This window comes from Primorskyibacter flagellatus (assembly GCF_014638275.1).
Taxonomy (GTDB): domain Bacteria; phylum Pseudomonadota; class Alphaproteobacteria; order Rhodobacterales; family Rhodobacteraceae; genus Pseudooceanicola; species Pseudooceanicola flagellatus_A.
Window position 1 is genome coordinate 592852 of record NZ_BMFJ01000001.1, and the last position, 18680, is coordinate 611531.

Consider the following 18680-nt stretch of genomic DNA (forward strand, 5'->3'; position numbering starts at 1 on the left):
CATTGACCTATGGCACGGCGCAACAGATATTGGGGGCGCGGAGCGAATCCGCGCCTCAACAGGTGACCGGGCCCCTCTGACGACTGCTGCGGCGCAGTCGTGATGTCGGCACCAGACCGAGACGAGCCGCACAGCAGTACGTAATCATGTCAGACACAGCGCGCGGCGGATCCCGGACGGGATCCCAGAGGTCCGCGATGCGATATTTCAGATGGGCGTTCGCCGTGACGGTGCTGGGCCTCGCCCTCGGCGCGCTGCTCGGCTGGCAGCAGGCCGGCACGATAGAGGGCGCGGCGACCATCTTCTTCATCTGCACCGTTCTTGCGGTGCTTGAAATCAGCCTCTCCTTCGACAACGCCATCGTCAACGCCAACAAGCTTAAGACCATGTCTCCGGTCTGGCAGCGGCGATTCCTGACCTGGGGAATCCTGATCGCGGTCTTCGGGATGCGCATCATCTTCCCGCTGCTGATCGTCGTCGTGGCGGCCCAGATCTCTCCGGTTGAGGCACTGGTTCTCGCCGCGTCCGAGCCCGAGCAGTATGCCGCGATCATGCATGACGCGCATCTGTCGATCGCCGCCTTCGGCGGCACCTTCCTGATGATGGTGGGCCTCGGGTTCTTTTTCGATGGCGAAAAGGATATCCACTGGGTTCAGTGGCTTGAGAGAACCATGTCCAGCTATGCCGGTGTCCGGGGGATCGAGGTGGCGGTGGTGCTGCTGATCGTGCTCGGCTTTACCACCCTGCATGACGACGTGGCGGCGCGGACCTTCCTCAAGGCGTCGATCTGGGGACTGCTGACCTTCCTTCTTGTCGAGGTTCTGGGCGGTGTGCTGGACCGGCGCGCGGTCATGGCCGCCGGGGCGCAGGGGGGGCTCGGCGCCTTCCTGTATCTCGAGGTGCTGGATGCCTCCTTCTCCTTCGACGGAGTGATCGGGGCCTTCGCTCTCAGCCAGAACCTCTTCGTGATCGCCATCGGCCTCGGGATCGGCGCGATGTACGTGCGGTCGATGACGATCATGTTGGTGGAGCAGGGCACGCTGGCGCAGTATCGCTTCCTGGAACACGGGGCGTTCTACGCGATCATCGTGCTGTCGGTGGTGATGTATGCGCAGAGCTTCGTGCATATTCCGGAGGTCATCACCGGCCTCGGCGGTGCCGCTCTGATCGGCGTGTCGCTCTGGTCCTCGGTCAGGTGGAACCGGAAGAACGGGTGTGCGGGGGAGGGGGCTTGAACCTTCCCGCATGACGTGGACAAGACGGGCGCACCTTACGGAGCGCCCGCATGTCACCCATCCTTCTGTCCCTGCTGCCGGATTTCGCGCTCATCGCCCTGGGCGCGGCCCTGCGCGGGGCACTGAGCCCGGCGGCGTGGCAGGGGATTGACCGGCTGAACTACCTGCTGCTGTTCCCGGCGCTGATTTTCCTCGCGACCCTCGGGCGGACACCCTCAGCCGCGGACCTGCTGCTGATCGGACCTGCGGTCTGGGCGATCATGGGGCTTGGCCTGTCGCTGGCGTGGCTCGCGCGGCCTCTGGGCCCGGAGAAGTTCCTCGACTTCGCGGGCATGTGGCAATGCGCCTGGCGGTTCAACACGGCGCTCGGCTTCGTCGCGATACAGGGGTTTCCGCCGGAATACCGCGCGCTGCTCTCCATCGCCATAGGGCTGGCGGTGCCGGTGGCGAACGTGCTGGCGGTGGCGGGGCTGTCGCGGGGCAATGCCATGTCTTTCGGCCACACGCTGAAGCAGATCGGGTTGAACCCGTTCTTTCTTGCGTCGCTCTCCGGGCTGACCCTGTCGATCCTTGGCGTCGAATTTCCCGACATCGTGCTGGCCCCGGTGGAGCGGCTGTCCCAGGCCGCGCTGCCGGTGGCGATGTTGTCCATCGGCGCGGTGCTTCGGTTCGAAGCCCTGGCACGACTCGACCTGTTCAAGCTCTCGATTAACGTCATCAAGCTGGTGATCCTGCCGGCGGCGACCTTCGCCGTAACCTGGCTTCTTGGCCTCGACCGCGCGCATGCGACGGTGCTGGTGATCTTTGCCGCGCTGCCTTCAGCCTCTGCCGCGCATGTGCTCGCCTCGGTCTTCGGTGCGGACCGGGAGGCCTCGGCCACGGTGATCGCCCAGACCACCTTTCTCGGCTGCGTGACGCTGCCGCTGTGGCTGATGGTGCTGGGGGGCGCTTGACCCGGGCGGGGCCTTGTGGAATACGATCCGGACTGCGAAGCGGGTATGGTGTAATGGTAGCGCCCTAGCCTTCCAAGCTAGTCGTGTGGGTTCGATTCCCACTACCCGCTCCAGATTTCCTGACAGTGTCCAAAGTCTGCCGTTTGGGTGGCGTCATTTTGCACCTTGGATTCTACTGTCCGGTCAATAAACTGACTCCGCGGTGGCCTCATGAGGAGGGGCCTTTGGGAGGATATGAGATGACCAATCAGACAGATGTGCCCTCGGCCTTTTCGGTCGCGGGCAAGGTGGCCGTGGTGACCGGCGCGGGCAGCCGGGCCGACGGGATCGGCAACGGGCGCGCGGCGTCCGTTCTGCTGGCGCGGCACGGGGCCAAGGTTGCGCTGATCGACACCAACCGGGAGTGGGTCGAGGCGACGGCGGCGATGATCGCGGAGGAGGGGGGGACGGCGCGAAGCTGGCTCTGCGACGTGACCGAGGCGGCGGCCTGCAAGGCGGTCGTGGGCGAGATCGCGGAGGCCTTCGGCGCGCCGGACATCCTCGTGAACAACGTCGGCATCGGCGGGCCGGACGGCACCGCGCTGGACGTGGACATGGAGGCCTGGGACGCGGCCATGGCGGTCAACGTGTCGTCCATGGTGCTGATGGCGCGGGCCTGCCTGCCGGTGATGATCGAAAAGGGGGCCGGGTCTATCGTGAATATAGCGTCCGTCGCGGGGCTGATCGGCGGGCATCCGAAGCTGCTTTACCCCACGTCCAAGGGCGCGGTGGTGCAGATGACGCGGGCGATGGCCACGCATCACGGGCGCGACGGCGTGCGGGTGAACTGCATCTGCCCGGGCATGGTCTACACGCCGATGGTGTATACGCGGGGCATGGACGACGCGGCGCGGGAGGCCCGGCGGAAGCGGTCGCTGCTTCAGGTCGAAGGGTCGGGCTGGGATGTTGGCAACGCGGTGGCGTTTCTCGCGTCCGACGCGGCGCGCTGGATTACCGGGGCGGTGCTGCCGGTTGATGCGGGCACAACGGCGGGGCGGCATCGGGAGTAGGGGGGAGCGCTGGTCCCTTCGCCCACTCCTTGTCATCCTCGGACTTGATCCGAGGATCTCGTTGATCTGGGCGCAAGGCGGCCGGAGATCCTCGGATCAAGTCCGAGGATGACTGATCGCGATGGCGATGACGGTTCGCGATGGCGATGGGGGCTCGCGATGGCGGCGGACGCGGCTCTAATCGGGCCGGCGACTGACCAAGCCGCCGCCGCGACACCCCGCCGCCCGGCGTCGGGTTGACCGGAGCCTGCGGTCCCGCCATGTAGCAAGCCATGTAGAACTGGCCGACCCCGGCGAGACCCGAAACCCGAGGACCCCGCCATGGCCCGCGCCCCCATCCAGACCGGAGATGACCGGGAGAGCAGCCGCCGTGTCGGGGCGCTGGCCGAACTCTGGCCATATATCCTGCCCTACCGGGGCATGCTGGCGGCGGCGCTGCTGGCGCTGGTGGTGACGGCTTCCGTCTCTCTCATGCTGCCGCTGGCGGTGCGGCGGGTGGTGGACAATTTCGGCGGGGACGCCTCAGGCCTGCTGGACCAGTATTTCGCGGCCGCCATCGGGTTCGCGGCCCTGCTCGCCCTTGGCACTGGGCTGCGCTACATGCTGGTCACGAAGCTGGGAGAGCGTGTCGTCGCGGACATCCGCAAGGCGGTCTTCGGGCGGGTGATCGGCATGTCGCCGGCGTTCTACGAAACCACGATGACCGGAGAGGTGCTGTCCCGCATCACCACGGATACCACGCTGATCCAGTCGGTGATCGGGTCCTCGGTGTCGATCGCGCTGCGAAACATGCTGATTTTCGCGGGCGGGCTGGTGCTGATGCTCTTCACCTCCGCCAAGCTGACGGGGCTGGTGCTGCTGATCGTGCCGGTGGTCGTGGTGCCGATCCTCGTGCTGGGCCGACGCCTGCGAGTGCTGAGCCGGGAGAACCAGGACTGGATCGCGCAGTCCTCGGGCAATGCGTCCGAGGCGCTGTTGTCGGTGCAGACGGTGCAGGCCTTCACGCACGAGCGGCTGAGCCGGGACGCCTTCGACCGGGTGACGGAGACCAGCTTCGACGTCGCGATGAAACGGACGCGGGCCCGGGCCGTCATGACGATGATCGTGATCTTCCTGATCTTTTCCGGTGTGGTCGGTGTGCTCTGGATCGGGGCGCATGATGTGCGGGCCGGGGCCATGAGCACCGGGGCGCTGGTGCAGTTCGTCATCTATTCCGTCATGGTCGCCGGGGCGGTCGCCGCGCTGTCGGAAATCTGGGGAGAGTTGCAGCGCGCGGCGGGTGCGACCGAGCGTCTGGCAGAGCTGCTTGTGGTCGAGGACCGGGTACAGGACCCGGCCATGCCGGTGCGGCTGGCGACGCCGGTGCGGGGGGAGATCGCGTTCGAAGATGTGACCTTCCGCTACCCCTCGCGCCCCGCAGTGGCGGCGCTGAACGGGGTCAGCCTGCATGTGAAACCGGGGGAGACGCTTGCGCTGGTCGGGCCGTCGGGCGCGGGCAAGTCCACGGTAATCCAGATGATCCTGCGGTTCTACGATCCCGAAAGCGGGGTGGTGCGGCTGGACGGGACCGATCTGCGCGATCTGGAGCGCGGGGCGTTCCGGCGGTCGGTGGCGCTGGTGCCGCAGGACCCGGTGATCTTCGCGGCCTCGGCCCGGGACAACATCCGCTTCGGCTGGCCGGAGGCGACGGATGCGCAGGTGGAAGAGGCCGCGCGGGCCGCCGCGGCGCACGACTTCATCACCGCGCTTCCGCAGGGCTATGACAGCCCGCTTGGTGAACGTGGCGTGATGTTGTCGGGCGGGCAGAAACAGCGCATCGCGATTGCCCGCGCGATCCTGCGCGACGCACCGGTGCTGCTGCTGGACGAGGCGACCTCGGCGCTGGACGCGGAAAGCGAACGGCTGGTGCAGCAGGCGGTGGAACGCGTGTCGCAGGGGCGCACGACCATCGTCATCGCGCACCGCCTGTCCACGGTGAAGCAGGCGGACCGCATCGTGGTGATGGAGCAGGGGCGGATCGTCGCCGAGGGCAGGCACGAGGAACTGGTGGCGCAGGAAGGACTTTACGCGCGGCTCGCGAGGTTGCAGTTTACCTCCGGTGGTCCGGGAGTTGCGCAGGATCTGAACTGATCGCGGACTCGGGTCGTCATGCAATGGAACATGATGGAGCGAGATATGGGTCTGTTCAATTTCTGGAAAAAGTCGGGGAAGAAGGTGAAGGGCGGCGGCGATCAGGCGCCCTCGGCCGAGGACCTGAAGAAAGAGGTCGAAGGCCTGGGGCTGGATACAGCCGGGCTCGACATCAAGGTTGACGGCGACAAGGTTGTCGTCGGATCGGCCGCCAGCGACGAGATCAAGGAAAAGATCATCCTCGCCGTCGGCAATGTGGAAGGCGTCGCTTCGGTCGAGGCGGATGCGGATGCGGCGGTGTTCCACACCGTCGAAAAGGGCGACACCCTGTCGGCCATCGCCAAGAAACATCTCGGAAATGCAAACCGTTACCCGGAGATCTTCGAGGCCAACAAGCCGATGCTGACCCATCCGGACAAGATCTATCCTGGCCAGATGCTGCGCATTCCGAAGTAAGCGGCGTCAGTCGTTTCAGGAACAATCGGACAGGGGCGGCTGCATGGCCGCCCCTATTCCTTTGCGCCGGGCGCCCCGGTCGGTGCGACACAGATCCGCCACAGTTCATCTGTATCGGGCGCGCGGCAACGCATGGTCATCCTTGCGTTGAAAACAATCCTCGCACATCTTGTAGCAGGGGAATGGCGAGCAGCTAAGGGAGGTCCGTACCATGGACATGGTGTCGGTAGCAGGCAATATCGCAGTTGAACAGCAGATGCCGTACGAGGACCGCGAGGTCCCGGTAACGATACACGAGATGCTCGCCGCAACGGTCGAGAAATACCCGTCCGAGGACGCGGTCACCTTCCAGTTGCTTTCGGGTCCGACCGACAAGGCCGAAACGCTCAGCTGGGCGGAGTTCTATGCCAAGGTCTGCCAGTGCGCGAACCTGTTCCGGTCGCTTGGCGTGGGTGAGGGCGACGTGGTGGCGCTGGTCCTTCCCAATGCCAACGAGATGGCGATTTCGCTGATTGGCGGCATGATCGCGGGCATCGTGAACCCGATAAACCCGTTGCTCGACCCGCAGCAGATTGCGTCGATCCTGCGTGAGACGAAAGCCAAGGTCGTGGTGACGCTCAAGGGTTTCCCGCAGTCCGACGTGGCGCAGAAGACCGCCGAAGCGGTGAAGTTCGCGCCCGGCGTGAAGACCGTGCTCGAGGTCGATCTCAACCGCTACCTGACCCCGCCGAAAAGCTGGATCGTGCCGCTGGTCCGGCCCAAGGTGGCGCATCAGCACGACGCGGCTGTGAAGAACTTCAACGCGGAACTGGCCCGCCAGCCGAAGACGCTGGCCTTCGCGGACAGCACCGGCGACCGGGTCGGGGCTTATTTCCATACCGGGGGCACGACGGGCATGCCGAAGGTGGCGCAGCACCGTTATTCCGGCATGATCTACAACGCGTGGATCGGTCACACCTTCCTTTACACGGAAAAGGACAACGTGATCTGTCCGCTGCCGCTGTTCCACGTCTTTGCCTGCCACGTCATCTTCATGGCGATCATCAAGTCCGGCGCGCATGTCGTCTTCCCGACGCCTTCCGGCTACCGTGGAGACGGGGTGTTCGACAACTTCTGGAAGCTGTGCGAGCGGTGGAAGATCTCTTTTATAGTGTCCGTGCCGACCGCGATCTCTGCCCTTATGCAGCGCCCGGTGGATGCGGATGTGTCGACGGTGAAGACCTCTTTCTCCGGCTCCGCGCCGCTGCCGCAGGAACTGTTCAACCGGTTCGAACGGGCGACCGGCGTGACCATCCTGGAGGGCTACGGGCTGACGGAGGCGACCTGCCTCGTCACCTCCAACCCGCTGGCCGGAGAGAAGAAGATCGGGTCCGTCGGGATCCCGTTCCCCTACACGGACGTGAAGATCTTTGACGCCACCACCGGCGAGTTGCGGGAATGCGGGACGGACGAGGTGGGGGAGATCTGCGTTTCCAACCCCGGCGTCTATGTCGGGAACACCTATACCGAGGAAGACAAGAACCGCGATCTTTACCACACGCCCCCGGGATCGAACCGCAGCTATCTGCGTACCGGCGACCTCGGCCGGGTCGACGCGGACGGCTATGTCTGGATCACGGGCCGCGCCAAGGACATCATCATCCGGGGCGGGCACAACATCGACCCGGCGGAGATCGAGGAGGCGCTGCTGCGTCACGAGGCGGTTGCCTTTGCCGGTGCCATCGGCCAGCCGGACCAGCATTCGGGCGAAATGCCCTGCTGTTATGTCGAACTCGTTTCCGGGGCGAGCGCGACCTCGGAGGAACTGCTCGCCTTCGCCCGTGAACATGTGCACGAACGCGCCGCCGTGCCGAAATACATCGAGGTGGTTCCGGAACTGCCCAAGACTGCCGTGGGCAAGGTCTTCAAGCCGGACCTGCGCAAGATGGCGATCCAGCGCGTGTACAACGAGGCGCTGCAGTCCGCGATGCTTGAGGCCGAGGTGGTCGAGGTCTACGACGACAAGAAACTGGGGCTGACCGCCAAGGTGAAAAAGACCGGAGAGGTCGACGACATGGCGATCGAGTCGCTGTTCGGCAAGTTCACCCGGCCCTGGGTCTGGGCGGACTGACCCGAGATCAAGATACAGGTGCGAAACATCGCCGGGCCGTCTTCGCGGTCCGGCGAATTGTCTTGCGGCAGGACGCTGCTTGCATTTAACGGATATGCGGTCTGCATAGCCTGTCTGCCACGACAACACCTGAACCGCGGCCCGCCGGTACGCGGTGGCCTGTCCGTCCCGGGCGCCACGGCATCCCTCTCCGCCCTTGCGTCCGCCGCCCTGCGGGTGTCCAATGTTGACGTGAGGGTCAATCACACGGGAGGGGAGGCCTGAAGATGGACGACGCAATCCGAATGCTGAACGAGGATCAGGCGGCGGCGCTGGCCGCCCCGCTGGAGACGTTCACGGCCGCCCGCGCCTCACTCTTCGCGCGCAATGTTGAGCTGCCGTTCTTTGCCCGCCTGCGGGACGAGGATCCGGTGCACTGGTGCGAGACGGGCAATTACGAACCCCACTGGTCAATCACCCGCTACGATGACATCGCGGCGGTGGATCTGGATCACAAGCGGTTCTCCTCGGCAGAGGCGATCACCCTGCGCACAGCCGAGACGATCGAGTTCAACCGCTACCAGTCGAATGATGGCGTCGGCTTCATCACCATGGACCAGCCCGACCACGGTCCGCAGCGCAAGGCGGTCGGCCCGGTGGTGCAGCCCCCGAACCTCAAGGTCCTGTCGGCCCTGCTGCGGGAACGGGCGGAGCGGCTGCTCGACAGCCTGCCGGTGGGGGAAGCCTTTGACTGGGTCGACCTAGTGTCGAAGGAATTCACCGCCATGACTCTGGCGACGCTGTTCGATTTCCCGTTCGAGGAGCGGCGGCAGCTGACCCACTGGTCGGACATGATCACCAACTCTCCCGGTCATGGGCCGGTGGAAAGCTGGGATCACAAGAAGGCCGAAATGGACGCCTGTTTCGCCGCCTTCGACCGGCTCTGGACCGAGCGGGCCGAGAAGAGCGGCGGCTTCGACCTGGTGTCGATGCTTGCCCAGGGGGAGGGTACGGCGACGATGCCGCGGCACGTCTTCTACGGCAACGTGATCCTGCTGATCGTGGGTGGCAACGACACGACGCGCAACACGCTGTCGGGGTCGGTCTATGCGCTGAACCGGTTCGGGGACCAATATGCCAAGCTGCGCGCCGACCCGTCGCTGGTGCCGGGCATGGTGAGCGAGACGATCCGCTGGCAGACCCCGCTCGCGCATATGGCGCGCACCGCGAAGGAAGACGTGAAGATGCACGGCAAGGTCATCCGGAAGGGCGACCGGGTGGCGATGTGGTACGTTTCGGGCAACCGGGACGAGCGGCACTTCGCGGACCCCGACGCCTATGACATCACGCGCGGGAACGTGCGGTCGCACCTGTCCTTCGGCTTCGGCATCCACCGCTGTTTCGGCAACCGGGTGGCGGAGATGCAACTGCAGATCCTCTGGGAAGAGATCCTGAAGCGGTTCCCGGTGATCGAGGTGCTCGAGGAACCGTCGCGGACATTCTCGGTTTTTGTGCGGGGATACGAGAGCCTGATGGTGCGAATTCCGCGTCGGGTGTGAGTCAGGTCGTTCCCGGTTGATCGCCGGCGCGGGAATGTTTCCGACACAGTGACGCGATGTGCAATTCGTGTTGCTGCGTCAATGCTTCCGACTTAGCGTGCAAGGTATTATCTTAAGGAGCAATTGTCATGAAACCACTTGTGTGCGCGGCTGTTGCCGTCTTTTGCGTTGCTGCCGTCCCTGTCAAGGCCAAGGTCGTGACCTATGCCTATGAAGGCGAAATCGAGATTTCCAATTCGCAGGTGTTTGATTTCTCCTCAGGCAGCGCAGTCACCTATCAGGACCCCGCGGTTCAGGCCGCCTTCGATCCGTTCGTGGGCCAGACGATCCGGATGACGTTCTCCTTCGAGGACGACCCCGCTCTCAATCCCGATCGCTGGAACACGAACCCGAACGCGCGCGCGATTGCCGTGCAGGAGGTGATCGTCACCTTCGCGGGCCTGACCTTCACAAGTTCGGGTTACCTGCGGATCCAGAACAACGGGTCTTTCGGAACGCAGCCGCTGCCGGCGGACCTGTACGGGGTGGAACATACGGACATCGACACCTTTACCTTCCCTGCTGTAACCGGGCCTACGGTCGGCGGGTTGCCTGCGGGTGGGAACTCTTCCGCGTTCCAGTTGGGCCTGTACGATCCCACGGCCTCGGCCTTCAGCGACGACAGCCTGCCGGCGACGCAACCGGATCCGGCGGATTTCCCCGAGACGACGTTGGCGACCAACAACTATCTGTCGTTCTTCTTCAGCGATGCCCTGGAGGCCAACGTGTTCGCCCTTGCCGAGGTCACGGCAACAGAGCTTCGTATCGTCGAGTTCCCGGCCGTTCCGCTGCCGGCATCGGCGGTGCTGCTTCTGGCCGGACTTGGCGGCATGGCCGTGACGGGGCGGCGGAAACGCGGCTGACCCGGTCGAAGGGTAACACAACCGCGCGCGGCAGGAGCCGGGCGCGGTTTCTCTTGTCTACGCTGTGCGAATTTGCTGCGTATCGGGGATTCCGATTGACATCGCCTGGGCAGCGCTTCGGACGCTGATGGCTTCGTCCGTATTTCAGGGAAAATCATGGTGCTGCTGGACAGGATTGAACTGTCGACCTCTCCCTTACCAAGGGAGTGCTCTACCACTGAGCTACAGCAGCACTCTGACGGGCGGACCGGGCGGGTCCGCTGACCGTGGCGGGTGATTAGACGCAATCGACCGGCCATGCAAGCGCAATCTGGACGCTTTTTCCGGACTGTTCTAGAGAGGTGTCATGAGCGAGAAGTCATCGAACAAGACGCCCCCGGCGAAGGCGGGGAATAGCCGGGACGACCGGCTCAAGGCGGCGCTGAAGGCGAACCTGGCGCGGCGCAAGTCCCAGGCGAAGGCGCGGGCCTCGGGCGGGGCGGGGACGGGCGGGACTTCGGACGCCGATACAAAGCAGAACAAGGGCTAGCGCGACAGGCGCAGCCGGACGAAAGGCGGGCAGCATGGATCAGATCATCGTCACGGGCAACGGCCCGCTTCACGGAACCATTCCGATTGCGGGGGCGAAGAATGCCTGTCTCACGCTGATGCCGGCGACGCTGCTGTCGGACGAACCGCTGACCCTGACCAACGCGCCGCGGTTGTCGGACATCAAGACGATGACCGCGCTTCTGCAATCGCTCGGGGCGGAGGTGACGGCGATGAACGACGGCAAGGTGCTGGCCATGTCGTCGCACGGGATCGACAACCATACCGCGGATTATGACATTGTCCGGAAGATGCGCGCCTCGATCCTCGTTCTGGGGCCGATGCTGGCGCGGTTCGGTCATGCGGTGGTGTCGTTGCCCGGGGGCTGCGCGATCGGCGCGCGGCCGGTGGACCTGCATCTCAAGGCGCTGGAGGCCATGGGGGCGGAGCTGGAACTGCGCGAGGGTTATGTGCATGCGAAGGCCTCGGGCGGGCTGAAGGGGGGCGTTGTGGAATTTCCCTTCGTCTCTGTCGGTGCGACCGAGAACGCGCTGATGGCGGCGACGCTGGCGAAGGGCACGACCGTCCTGAAGAATGCCGCGCGGGAGCCGGAGATCGTCGATCTGGCCCAGTGCCTGCGCCGGATGGGCGCCGAGATCGAGGGTGAGGGGACGTCGACCATCACCGTGCAGGGCGTCGACCGGCTTGGCGGGGCCACGCATCCCGTAGTGACGGACCGGATCGAACTGGGCACCTACATGCTGGCCCCCGCGATCTGCGGCGGCGAGGTCGAATGTCTGGGCGGGCGGCTGGAGCTGGTCGCCGCCTTCGCCGAGAAGCTGGACGAGGCCGGAGTCGAGGTGACACAGACCCCGACCGGGCTGAGCGTCCGCAGGCGCGGCGACCGGGTGAAGGCCGTCGATGTCACGACGGAACCGTTCCCCGGTTTTCCGACCGACCTGCAGGCGCAGATGATGGCCCTGCTCTGCACCGCCGACGGGGTGTCCGTGCTTGAGGAGAAGATCTTCGAGAACCGGTTCATGCATGCGCCCGAACTGATCCGCATGGGCGCGAAGATCGACGTGCACGGCGGGACCGCGACCGTGACCGGGGTGGGGCGGCTGAAGGGCGCGCCGGTCATGGCGACGGACCTGCGGGCGAGTGTCAGCCTGATCCTTGCCGGTCTCGCGGCTGAGGGGGAGACTCTGGTGAACCGGGTCTATCACCTTGATCGCGGCTATGAGCGGGTCGAGGAAAAGCTCATGGCCTGCGGGGCGCGCATCGAACGGGTTTCGGGACGATGAGCGACGCGCGGTTCGAAGACGGACGGGAAGCACCACTGAACCTCGGGGCGGAGGACGCAGCGGATGTCGGCGTGCTCTCGGCGCTGGTGCAGGACGCTGTATTCGGGGCCGGCGAAATGGCCTGGGACCGGGGGAAGCGGCGGTTTTCCGTTCTGCTGAACAGGTTTCGCTGGGAGGACGGCGGGGGAGAACGGCACGGACCTGAGAGGGTGCGGAGCCTGCTGGTCGTAGACTGCGTTCTGGGGGTGGCCAGCCAGGGCATCGACCGGACCGACCGGGACACCGTGCTGTCGCTCCTGTCGCTGAGCTTTGAGGCGGGGGCCGAGGCGCCGGGCGGGTACCTGGTGCTGACGCTGGCCGGGGACGGGGCAATCCGCATTGCGGTGGAGGCGGTCGAGCTGTCGCTGCGCGACGTGACCCGACCCTATCGCGCGCCCTCGGGGCGGCGACCTTCGCACGACTGACGCCTGAAAACCGTGGCCGGGAACCGGACGCCCCCGCGCGGTCGCAGGTGTGGGTTTGTCGGTCTCGGGGTGATTCCAATATCGGGTATGCGACGGACGTGCTGCGATTGCATTGGGTTTGCGCTGCGTCGCGGCGACGCTGACGGGGCTTCCGCTATGCGGAAGCGGGCTAAGAATGTCGTGGTCGAACGCTTGTGTTATTTGGCCTAAAACATTGATTTATATATTATAAATCTCCACCGCCCGTCATCCGCACAGCGAAACATCGTTCCGCAGAATTTCCGGTGAAAGTATGCCGATGGCATCTAAATCCCGGCGGGATCTTGAAAAATTTGAAGATAGGGTATTCACAGGAGGGTCAATCCGTCTCAGTATTCCCTTAACCGCAGTGGAGAGCGGCTGGAGGAACATAAGGGAGGACTGACCATGCGGACATCTCGTCTGCCTCTGAAACTTGCGACAGCCACGGCGCTGTCACTGCTGGCCGGTACGGCGGTCTTTGCGGAATCTCATTCCATGGCGAAAAAGGGCGGCGAGATCACGGTCGCCATCGAAACCGACGTGCGCGGCTTCGACACGGTGAAGGGCGGCGTGCTTGGCCAGACCGGTGAGATCGTGATGCGCGCGATTCAGGAACCGCTGCTTGGCTTCGACAACGAAAAGAACGAGGCGACGCCTTGGCTGGCGACCGAATGGACGGTGAGCGAGGATCAGACCGTCTACACTTTCAAGTTGCGTGAAGGGGTCAAATTCCACGACGGCTCCGACTTTGACGCGGAGGATGTCGCGGCGCATTACACCCGCATCCTCGATCCGGAGATGAAATCGGCATCGCGTTCCTTCATCGCCTCCATCGACAAGGTGGTCGCGACGGATCCGATGACTGTGGAATTTCACCTCAAGCATCCGTGGCTGGCGCTTCTGCCCTATCTCGCAACGACCTCCATGTCCGGGCCGATCCCGGCGAAAGAGTCGGTGGACGCCGACACGCAGAACCGCAGCCCCGTGGGCACCGGGCCGTTCAGGTTCGTCGAATGGGCCTCGGGCGACCGGATCGTGGTCGAGAAGAACCCGGATTACTGGCGCGCGGACGAGATCAACCTGGACAGGATCACCTTCCGCATCCTGCCGGACACGCAGACCCGGTTTGCCTCGCTCAAGTCCGGTGAGGTGGACGTGATCTGGACGGACCGCGGCGCCTCCATTGTCGACGCGGAGAAGGACAAGTCCATCGTGACCTTGGCGACCGACGGCGCAGGGGCGGCGACAAACATGCTCAACGGCAAGCGGGAACCGCTGTCGAACGCCACGCTGCGCAAGGCCCTGGCCCATGCCTGGAACCAGGACGGGGCGAACAAGATCACCTGGAAGGGGACCCGGCCTTTCGTCACGCATCCGCTTGGCACGGCGAAGGACTGCGGCGAGGCGAACTACCGCCATTTCGATATCGAGAAGGCCAAGGAATATGTCGCCGAATACCTGAAGGAGACCGGCAAGACCGAGGTGCCGCCGATCGTGATGATCCACACCACGACGGAACGGGGCCGCGAGCTCGGCTCGATCTACCAGCAGACCGCGAAGGCGGCGGGGATCACGATCAACCTTGAACCCGTCGACCAGTCGACACTGGTGGCACGGACCTTCAAGGGCGATTTCGACATCACCGGCTGGCGGATCGCTGACGGGGCCGACATGGGGCCGCAACTCTACGCCTACGCCAAGATCGGGTCGTCCTACAACCTGACCGGGTTCAACAATCCGGAGCTTGACGCGCTGGCGGACAAGATGCGGGTCGCCACCGACATGGAAGACCGCCTGAACATGCAGTGCGAGATGGTGTCGATGATGAACGACGACGGGTCGATCGAATATGTCGGCGGCGGTCGCTACTACGCCTTCACCACGCTGCGCGTGAAGGGCGTTCCTCCGCCATACCGCGGCGTGGTCGACGTGACCCGCGCATGGGTCGACGAACCGTCCTGATGCGGACCTGACCGGGACCGGCTCCGGCGGCCTGCGGGTCGCCGGGGCCCTGTGCGCAGGCGGGGCCGTCCGCCGACAGGGGAGCAGACATGCGGTACCTACTCTACAGGCTGAGGCGTCTGGCGATCGTGCTGGGGGTCGTGACCTTCATCACCTTCCTGCTGGTCAACGTGCTGCCGGGCGACGTGGCCTACCAGATGGCGGGCATGGATTCCTCGGAAGAGGAAGTGCAGGCGATCCGGGACGAGCTGGGTCTCGGACGGCCAGTGCTGGTGCGCTATGCCGAATGGGTCGGCGGGGTGTTCACCGGAGACTGGGGCAAGTCGTTCATCAGCGATGAAAACGTCTGGGATGCGATCACCGACCGGTTTCCGGTGTCTTTCGAACTGATGATCCTGGCGCAGTTCCTCGCGCTCGCCATGGCGATCCCGGCGGGCATCGCCTCGGCCTTCCGACCGAACGGGCGGGCAGACCGGATCATCGGCGGACTGGCCTTCGCGTCGGTCTCGATGCCGTCGTTCATGACTGCGATCCTGCTGATCTTCGTCTTCGCGCTTGGCCTCGGCTGGCTGCCGGCGACGGGCTACGAACCGCTGTCTTCCGGGCTCTGGGCGAACCTGCGCCCGATGATCCTGCCCGCGCTGTCGCTGGCGCTGGTCGAATGGACCATCCTGATGCGCACGCTCCGGGTCGAGATGATCGCGGTGCTTCAGGAAAACTACATCGCGCTCGCCCGCGCCAAGGGGATGAGCAACCTGCGCATCCTGCTGGTGCACGCGCTGCGCCCGTCCTCCTTTTCCATGATCACGCTGCTTGGCCTGCAGGTCGCGCGGCTGCTAGGCGGAACCATCATCATCGAACAGATTTTCGGAATTCCTGGCGTCGGGCGGCTGCTGATCCATGCGGTCTATACCCGCGACTTCATCGTCATTCAGGGCTGCGTGACCTTCTTCGCACTGGCCTTCGTGACGGCGAACTTCCTTGTGGACATAGCCTATGCCTGGCTTGACCCGCGGATCCGTACTGGAGGCGCCCATGGCTGACGTCTCATCCTCCAACAGGGGCACAGCGCAAGCCAAGCCCGAGATCGACCGCAACGCGCTGGCCATCGCGCTGCACCGCAAGTCGCGCAGCTTCGGGCCGTTCTTCTGGATCCCGATGTGCTGGCTGATCCTTGTCGCCATCGCCTGCATCTTCGCGCCCTTCTGGGGTCTGCCCCCGGCGGATGAAATCGACTGGGCCTACATCCAGTCGCCGCCGGTAGAAGGCCATCCGCTCGGCACCGACAACCTGGGCCGCGACATGCTGAGCCGGATCATCTGGGGCGGGCGGGTGTCGCTGACCGTGGGCTTCGCCGCGCCCTTCATCGGGGTGGGCCTGGGCATGATCCTCGGCATGATCGCCGGCTACTACCGGGGATGGGCGGACGAGGTGATCGGCATCCTGATCGACGCCTGGCTGGCCATTCCGGGGCTGGTGGTCCTGTTGCTGTTCTCCGTCGTCTTCGGTGGATCGCTGTTCATGGTCTGCGTCTCGCTCGGGCTGCTGTTCATCCCGACCGCGGCGCGGATCACGCGGGCGGCGACGCTGAACTATTCGGGCCGGGAGTTCGTGCTGGCGGCCAAGGCCATGGGGGCGTCCGACTTCCGCATCCTGCGGAAGGAGATCTTCCCGAACATCATCTGGCCGCTCATCGCCTTCATCCTGATCGACATTCCGATCGCCATCGTGATCGAAGGCGCGCTCTCCTTCCTCGGCCTGTCGGTCAAGGCGCCGACGCCAAGTTGGGGCGGCATCATCGCCGAAGGACGCGAGGTGCTGGAAACCATGCCGCATATCGCCATGTACCCGACAATCATCATGTTCCTGACGGTGCTCTGCTTCAACCTTGTCGGCGACGCGATACGCCGCCGTCTCGCGGATGTCCGCGAAGGCGCGATCTGAGGGAGGTCGATATGGCTGAAATCGTTCTCGACGTGCGCAATCAGAAGACCTCCTTCGTCACGGGGCGGGGGATGCTGGCGGCGGTGGACGGCGTGTCCTTCACGCTCGAGCGGGGTAAGACCCTGGGCGTCGTCGGTGAATCCGGGTCCGGCAAGTCGGTGCTGTCGCGGTCGATCATGCGGCTGCTGCCGGGCAATGCGCTCGTGCCCGCGGACAGCCGCGTCGTGCTGAACGGCAAGGACCTGACGCGGCTGGACGAGGGGGCGCTGCGGCGCCTGCGCGGGCCGGAGATGGCGATTGTCTTTCAGGATCCGATGACCTCGCTCAATCCCGTCCTGACCATAGGCAAGCAGATCATGGAGGTGCTGACCTTCCACCTCGGCATGCCGAAACGCGCAGCGCGGGTGCGGGCGGTTGAACTGCTGAAGGCTGTCGGCCTGCCGCAGCCGGATGTGCGGGTCGACCAGTATCCGCACCAGCTGTCGGGGGGCATGCGCCAGCGCGTCGCCATCGCAATCGCCATCGCTTGCGACCCGGACCTGCTGATCGCTGACGAACCGACGACGGCGCTGGACGTGACGGTGCAGGCGGAAATCCTGGACCTTCTGCAACGCATGGTGCGCGAACGGAACATGGCGATGATCCTGATCACCCATGACATGGGCGTGGTGGCCGGGCGCTGTGACGAGGTGGCGGTGATGTATGCGGGCCGGATTGTCGAACAGGCGCCGGTGCGCGACCTGTTCCGCAATACGCGGATGCCCTACACGGCGGCGCTGCTGTCCTCCATTCCCCGCGTGACCGATCCGCCGCACCGCAGGCTCGACGCGATCGAGGGGCGGCCGCCCGACCTTATCAACCCGCCGCCCGGCTGCCCCTTCGCACCGCGCTGCAAGCTGGCGGACGCGGCCTGCGACGCCGGTGTGCCGCCGCTGGAGGGACCCGGCCGGCACCGTTACGCCTGCATCCGCCCGCTCGGCCAGGAGGCCGCCGCATGAACGATCTCACTCCCTTCCTCGCCATCGACAACCTGACGGTGGAATACCCGCTTGCCGGCGGGCGCAAGGTGCATGCGGTGACCGATTTCACCGCACATGTGCGGCGCGGCGAAACGCTTGGGCTCGTCGGGGAATCCGGCTGCGGGAAGTCCTCGGCCGCGCGCGCGGTGATGCAGCTGCCGCGCCCGACCGGGGGGCAGGTGACGCTGGACGGACAGGCGCTGACGGGGCTGCGCGGGCAGGCGCTGCAGAAGGCGCGGCGACGGTTCCAGATGATCTTCCAGGACCCGATCGCGTCGCTCAACCCCCGCATGACGGTGCGGGAAATCGTCTCCGCCCCGCTCGACATCGCCGGGATCGGAACGCGGGCGGAGCGGGACGAACGTGTCGCGGCGATGCTGGAAAAGGTCGGGCTGAACGCGGACCAGGCGATGGAACGCCGTCCGCACGAATTCTCGGGCGGGCAGTGCCAGCGCATCTCCATCGCCCGCGCCCTGGTGCTCGAACCCGACCTGCTGGTCTGTGACGAGGCGGTCTCCGCGCTCGACGTGTCCGTGCAGGCGCAGGTGCTGAACCTGCTCGAGACGCTGAAACGCGACCTCGGCCTGACGATGCTCTTCATTTCCCACGACCTTGCGGTGGTGAAGCATGTGTCGGACCGGGTGGCGGTGATGTACCTCGGGCGGCTCTGCGAACTGGCGGATGCGGAGACGATCTATACAGCGCCGCGCCATCCCTACACCCGTACGCTGCTCTCTGCCGTCCCCGAACCCGACCCGGACGCGCCGCCACGCGCGGTCAGCATGGTCCCGGGAGAGCTTCCTTCTCCGGTCAATCCCCCGTCGGGCTGCCCGTTCCGCACCCGCTGCCCGCGTGCCAGCGACACCTGCGCGGCGACCATGCCGCCGCTGGAGGAGATGGCGCCGGGGCAGTTCGTCGCCTGTCATCATCCCCATGACGGTGCCGGCATCAGCGCCTGACCCTGTCTTCATCTTGCCGGAAATATCCCCGCCGGAGGCACCCTCCGGTGCGGGCCCGCGCCTTCGCCGGTGCAGAAAGCCCTTGCAATCCCCGGCCTCAGGCGAA

The 18680-nt window shown here is 65.2% G+C and carries 16 protein-coding genes and 2 tRNA genes; 17 read left to right on the top strand and 1 reads right to left on the bottom strand.

Annotated elements, in window-relative coordinates:
• Positions 1–146 precede the first annotated feature (146 nt).
• The 9 genes from IEV87_RS02965 (at position 147) to IEV87_RS03005 (ending at position 10373) form a co-directional block, all read left to right on the top strand.
• Positions 147–1235, top strand: a complete 1089-nt coding sequence (locus IEV87_RS02965; RefSeq protein WP_188476137.1) for a DUF475 domain-containing protein — start codon at positions 147–149, stop codon at positions 1233–1235.
• A 50-nt stretch (positions 1236–1285) separates the two neighbouring features.
• Positions 1286–2188 (top strand): AEC family transporter, encoded by a 903-nt coding sequence (locus tag IEV87_RS02970; protein ID WP_188476138.1) that lies wholly within the window; start codon positions 1286–1288, stop codon positions 2186–2188.
• A 39-nt stretch (positions 2189–2227) separates the two neighbouring features.
• Positions 2228–2301 (top strand) — tRNA-Gly (locus IEV87_RS02975).
• Between the two features lie 126 nt (positions 2302–2427).
• On the top strand, positions 2428–3237 hold the full coding sequence (locus tag IEV87_RS02980; RefSeq protein ID WP_188476139.1) for an SDR family NAD(P)-dependent oxidoreductase: 810 nt from the start codon (positions 2428–2430) through the stop codon (positions 3235–3237).
• A 321-nt stretch (positions 3238–3558) separates the two neighbouring features.
• Positions 3559–5367 (top strand): ABC transporter transmembrane domain-containing protein, encoded by a 1809-nt coding sequence (locus tag IEV87_RS02985; protein WP_188476140.1) that lies wholly within the window; start codon positions 3559–3561, stop codon positions 5365–5367.
• A 45-nt stretch (positions 5368–5412) separates the two neighbouring features.
• Positions 5413–5823, top strand: a complete 411-nt coding sequence (gene lysM / locus IEV87_RS02990) for a peptidoglycan-binding protein LysM (protein WP_188476141.1) — start codon at positions 5413–5415, stop codon at positions 5821–5823.
• A 211-nt stretch (positions 5824–6034) separates the two neighbouring features.
• Positions 6035–7933: an acyl-CoA synthetase gene (locus IEV87_RS02995; RefSeq protein ID WP_188476142.1), complete on the top strand. Its 1899-nt coding sequence runs from the start codon at positions 6035–6037 to the stop codon at positions 7931–7933.
• 266 nt (positions 7934–8199) lie between these two features.
• Complete coding sequence (locus tag IEV87_RS03000) at positions 8200–9471, top strand: cytochrome P450 (RefSeq protein ID WP_188476143.1); 1272 nt, start codon at positions 8200–8202, stop codon at positions 9469–9471.
• Between the two features lie 128 nt (positions 9472–9599).
• Complete coding sequence (locus IEV87_RS03005) at positions 9600–10373, top strand: VPLPA-CTERM sorting domain-containing protein (RefSeq protein ID WP_188476144.1); 774 nt, start codon at positions 9600–9602, stop codon at positions 10371–10373.
• A gap of 157 nt (positions 10374–10530) precedes the next feature.
• On the opposite strand, the gene IEV87_RS03010 is transcribed toward IEV87_RS03005, so the two are convergent.
• Positions 10531–10605 (bottom strand) — tRNA-Thr (locus IEV87_RS03010).
• A gap of 114 nt (positions 10606–10719) precedes the next feature.
• Between IEV87_RS03010 and IEV87_RS03015 the strand changes: the two genes are divergently transcribed.
• The 8 genes from IEV87_RS03015 to IEV87_RS03050 all read left to right on the top strand — a co-directional run bounded on the left by IEV87_RS03015 (position 10720) and on the right by IEV87_RS03050 (position 18574).
• Positions 10720–10902, top strand: a complete 183-nt coding sequence (locus IEV87_RS03015) for a hypothetical protein (protein ID WP_188476145.1) — start codon at positions 10720–10722, stop codon at positions 10900–10902.
• Positions 10903–10936: 34 nt separating this feature from the next.
• On the top strand, positions 10937–12205 hold the full coding sequence (murA, locus tag IEV87_RS03020) for a UDP-N-acetylglucosamine 1-carboxyvinyltransferase (protein WP_188476146.1): 1269 nt from the start codon (positions 10937–10939) through the stop codon (positions 12203–12205).
• Positions 12202–12669: a DUF2948 family protein gene (locus IEV87_RS03025; protein WP_188476147.1), complete on the top strand. Its 468-nt coding sequence runs from the start codon at positions 12202–12204 to the stop codon at positions 12667–12669. Before murA ends, IEV87_RS03025 begins: the two co-directional genes overlap by 4 nt.
• A gap of 426 nt (positions 12670–13095) precedes the next feature.
• Positions 13096–14652 carry an ABC transporter substrate-binding protein gene (locus IEV87_RS03030; RefSeq protein WP_188476148.1) on the top strand — a complete coding sequence of 519 codons (1557 nt, stop codon included), beginning with the start codon at positions 13096–13098 and terminating at the stop codon, positions 14650–14652.
• 89 nt (positions 14653–14741) lie between these two features.
• Positions 14742–15695 (top strand): ABC transporter permease, encoded by a 954-nt coding sequence (locus IEV87_RS03035; protein ID WP_188476149.1) that lies wholly within the window; start codon positions 14742–14744, stop codon positions 15693–15695.
• The gene (locus IEV87_RS03040; RefSeq protein WP_188476150.1) at positions 15688–16596 is read left to right on the top strand and encodes an ABC transporter permease; all 909 of its coding nucleotides are present in this window, start codon (positions 15688–15690) and stop codon (positions 16594–16596) included. The genes IEV87_RS03035 and IEV87_RS03040 overlap by 8 nt, the downstream gene beginning before the upstream one ends.
• An 11-nt stretch (positions 16597–16607) precedes the next feature.
• A complete protein-coding gene (locus IEV87_RS03045; RefSeq protein WP_188476151.1) occupies positions 16608–17594 on the top strand; it encodes an ABC transporter ATP-binding protein in 987 nt (328 codons plus the stop codon).
• Positions 17591–18574, top strand: a complete 984-nt coding sequence (locus IEV87_RS03050; RefSeq protein ID WP_188476152.1) for an ABC transporter ATP-binding protein — start codon at positions 17591–17593, stop codon at positions 18572–18574. The genes IEV87_RS03045 and IEV87_RS03050 overlap by 4 nt, the downstream gene beginning before the upstream one ends.
• Positions 18575–18680 lie beyond the last annotated feature (106 nt).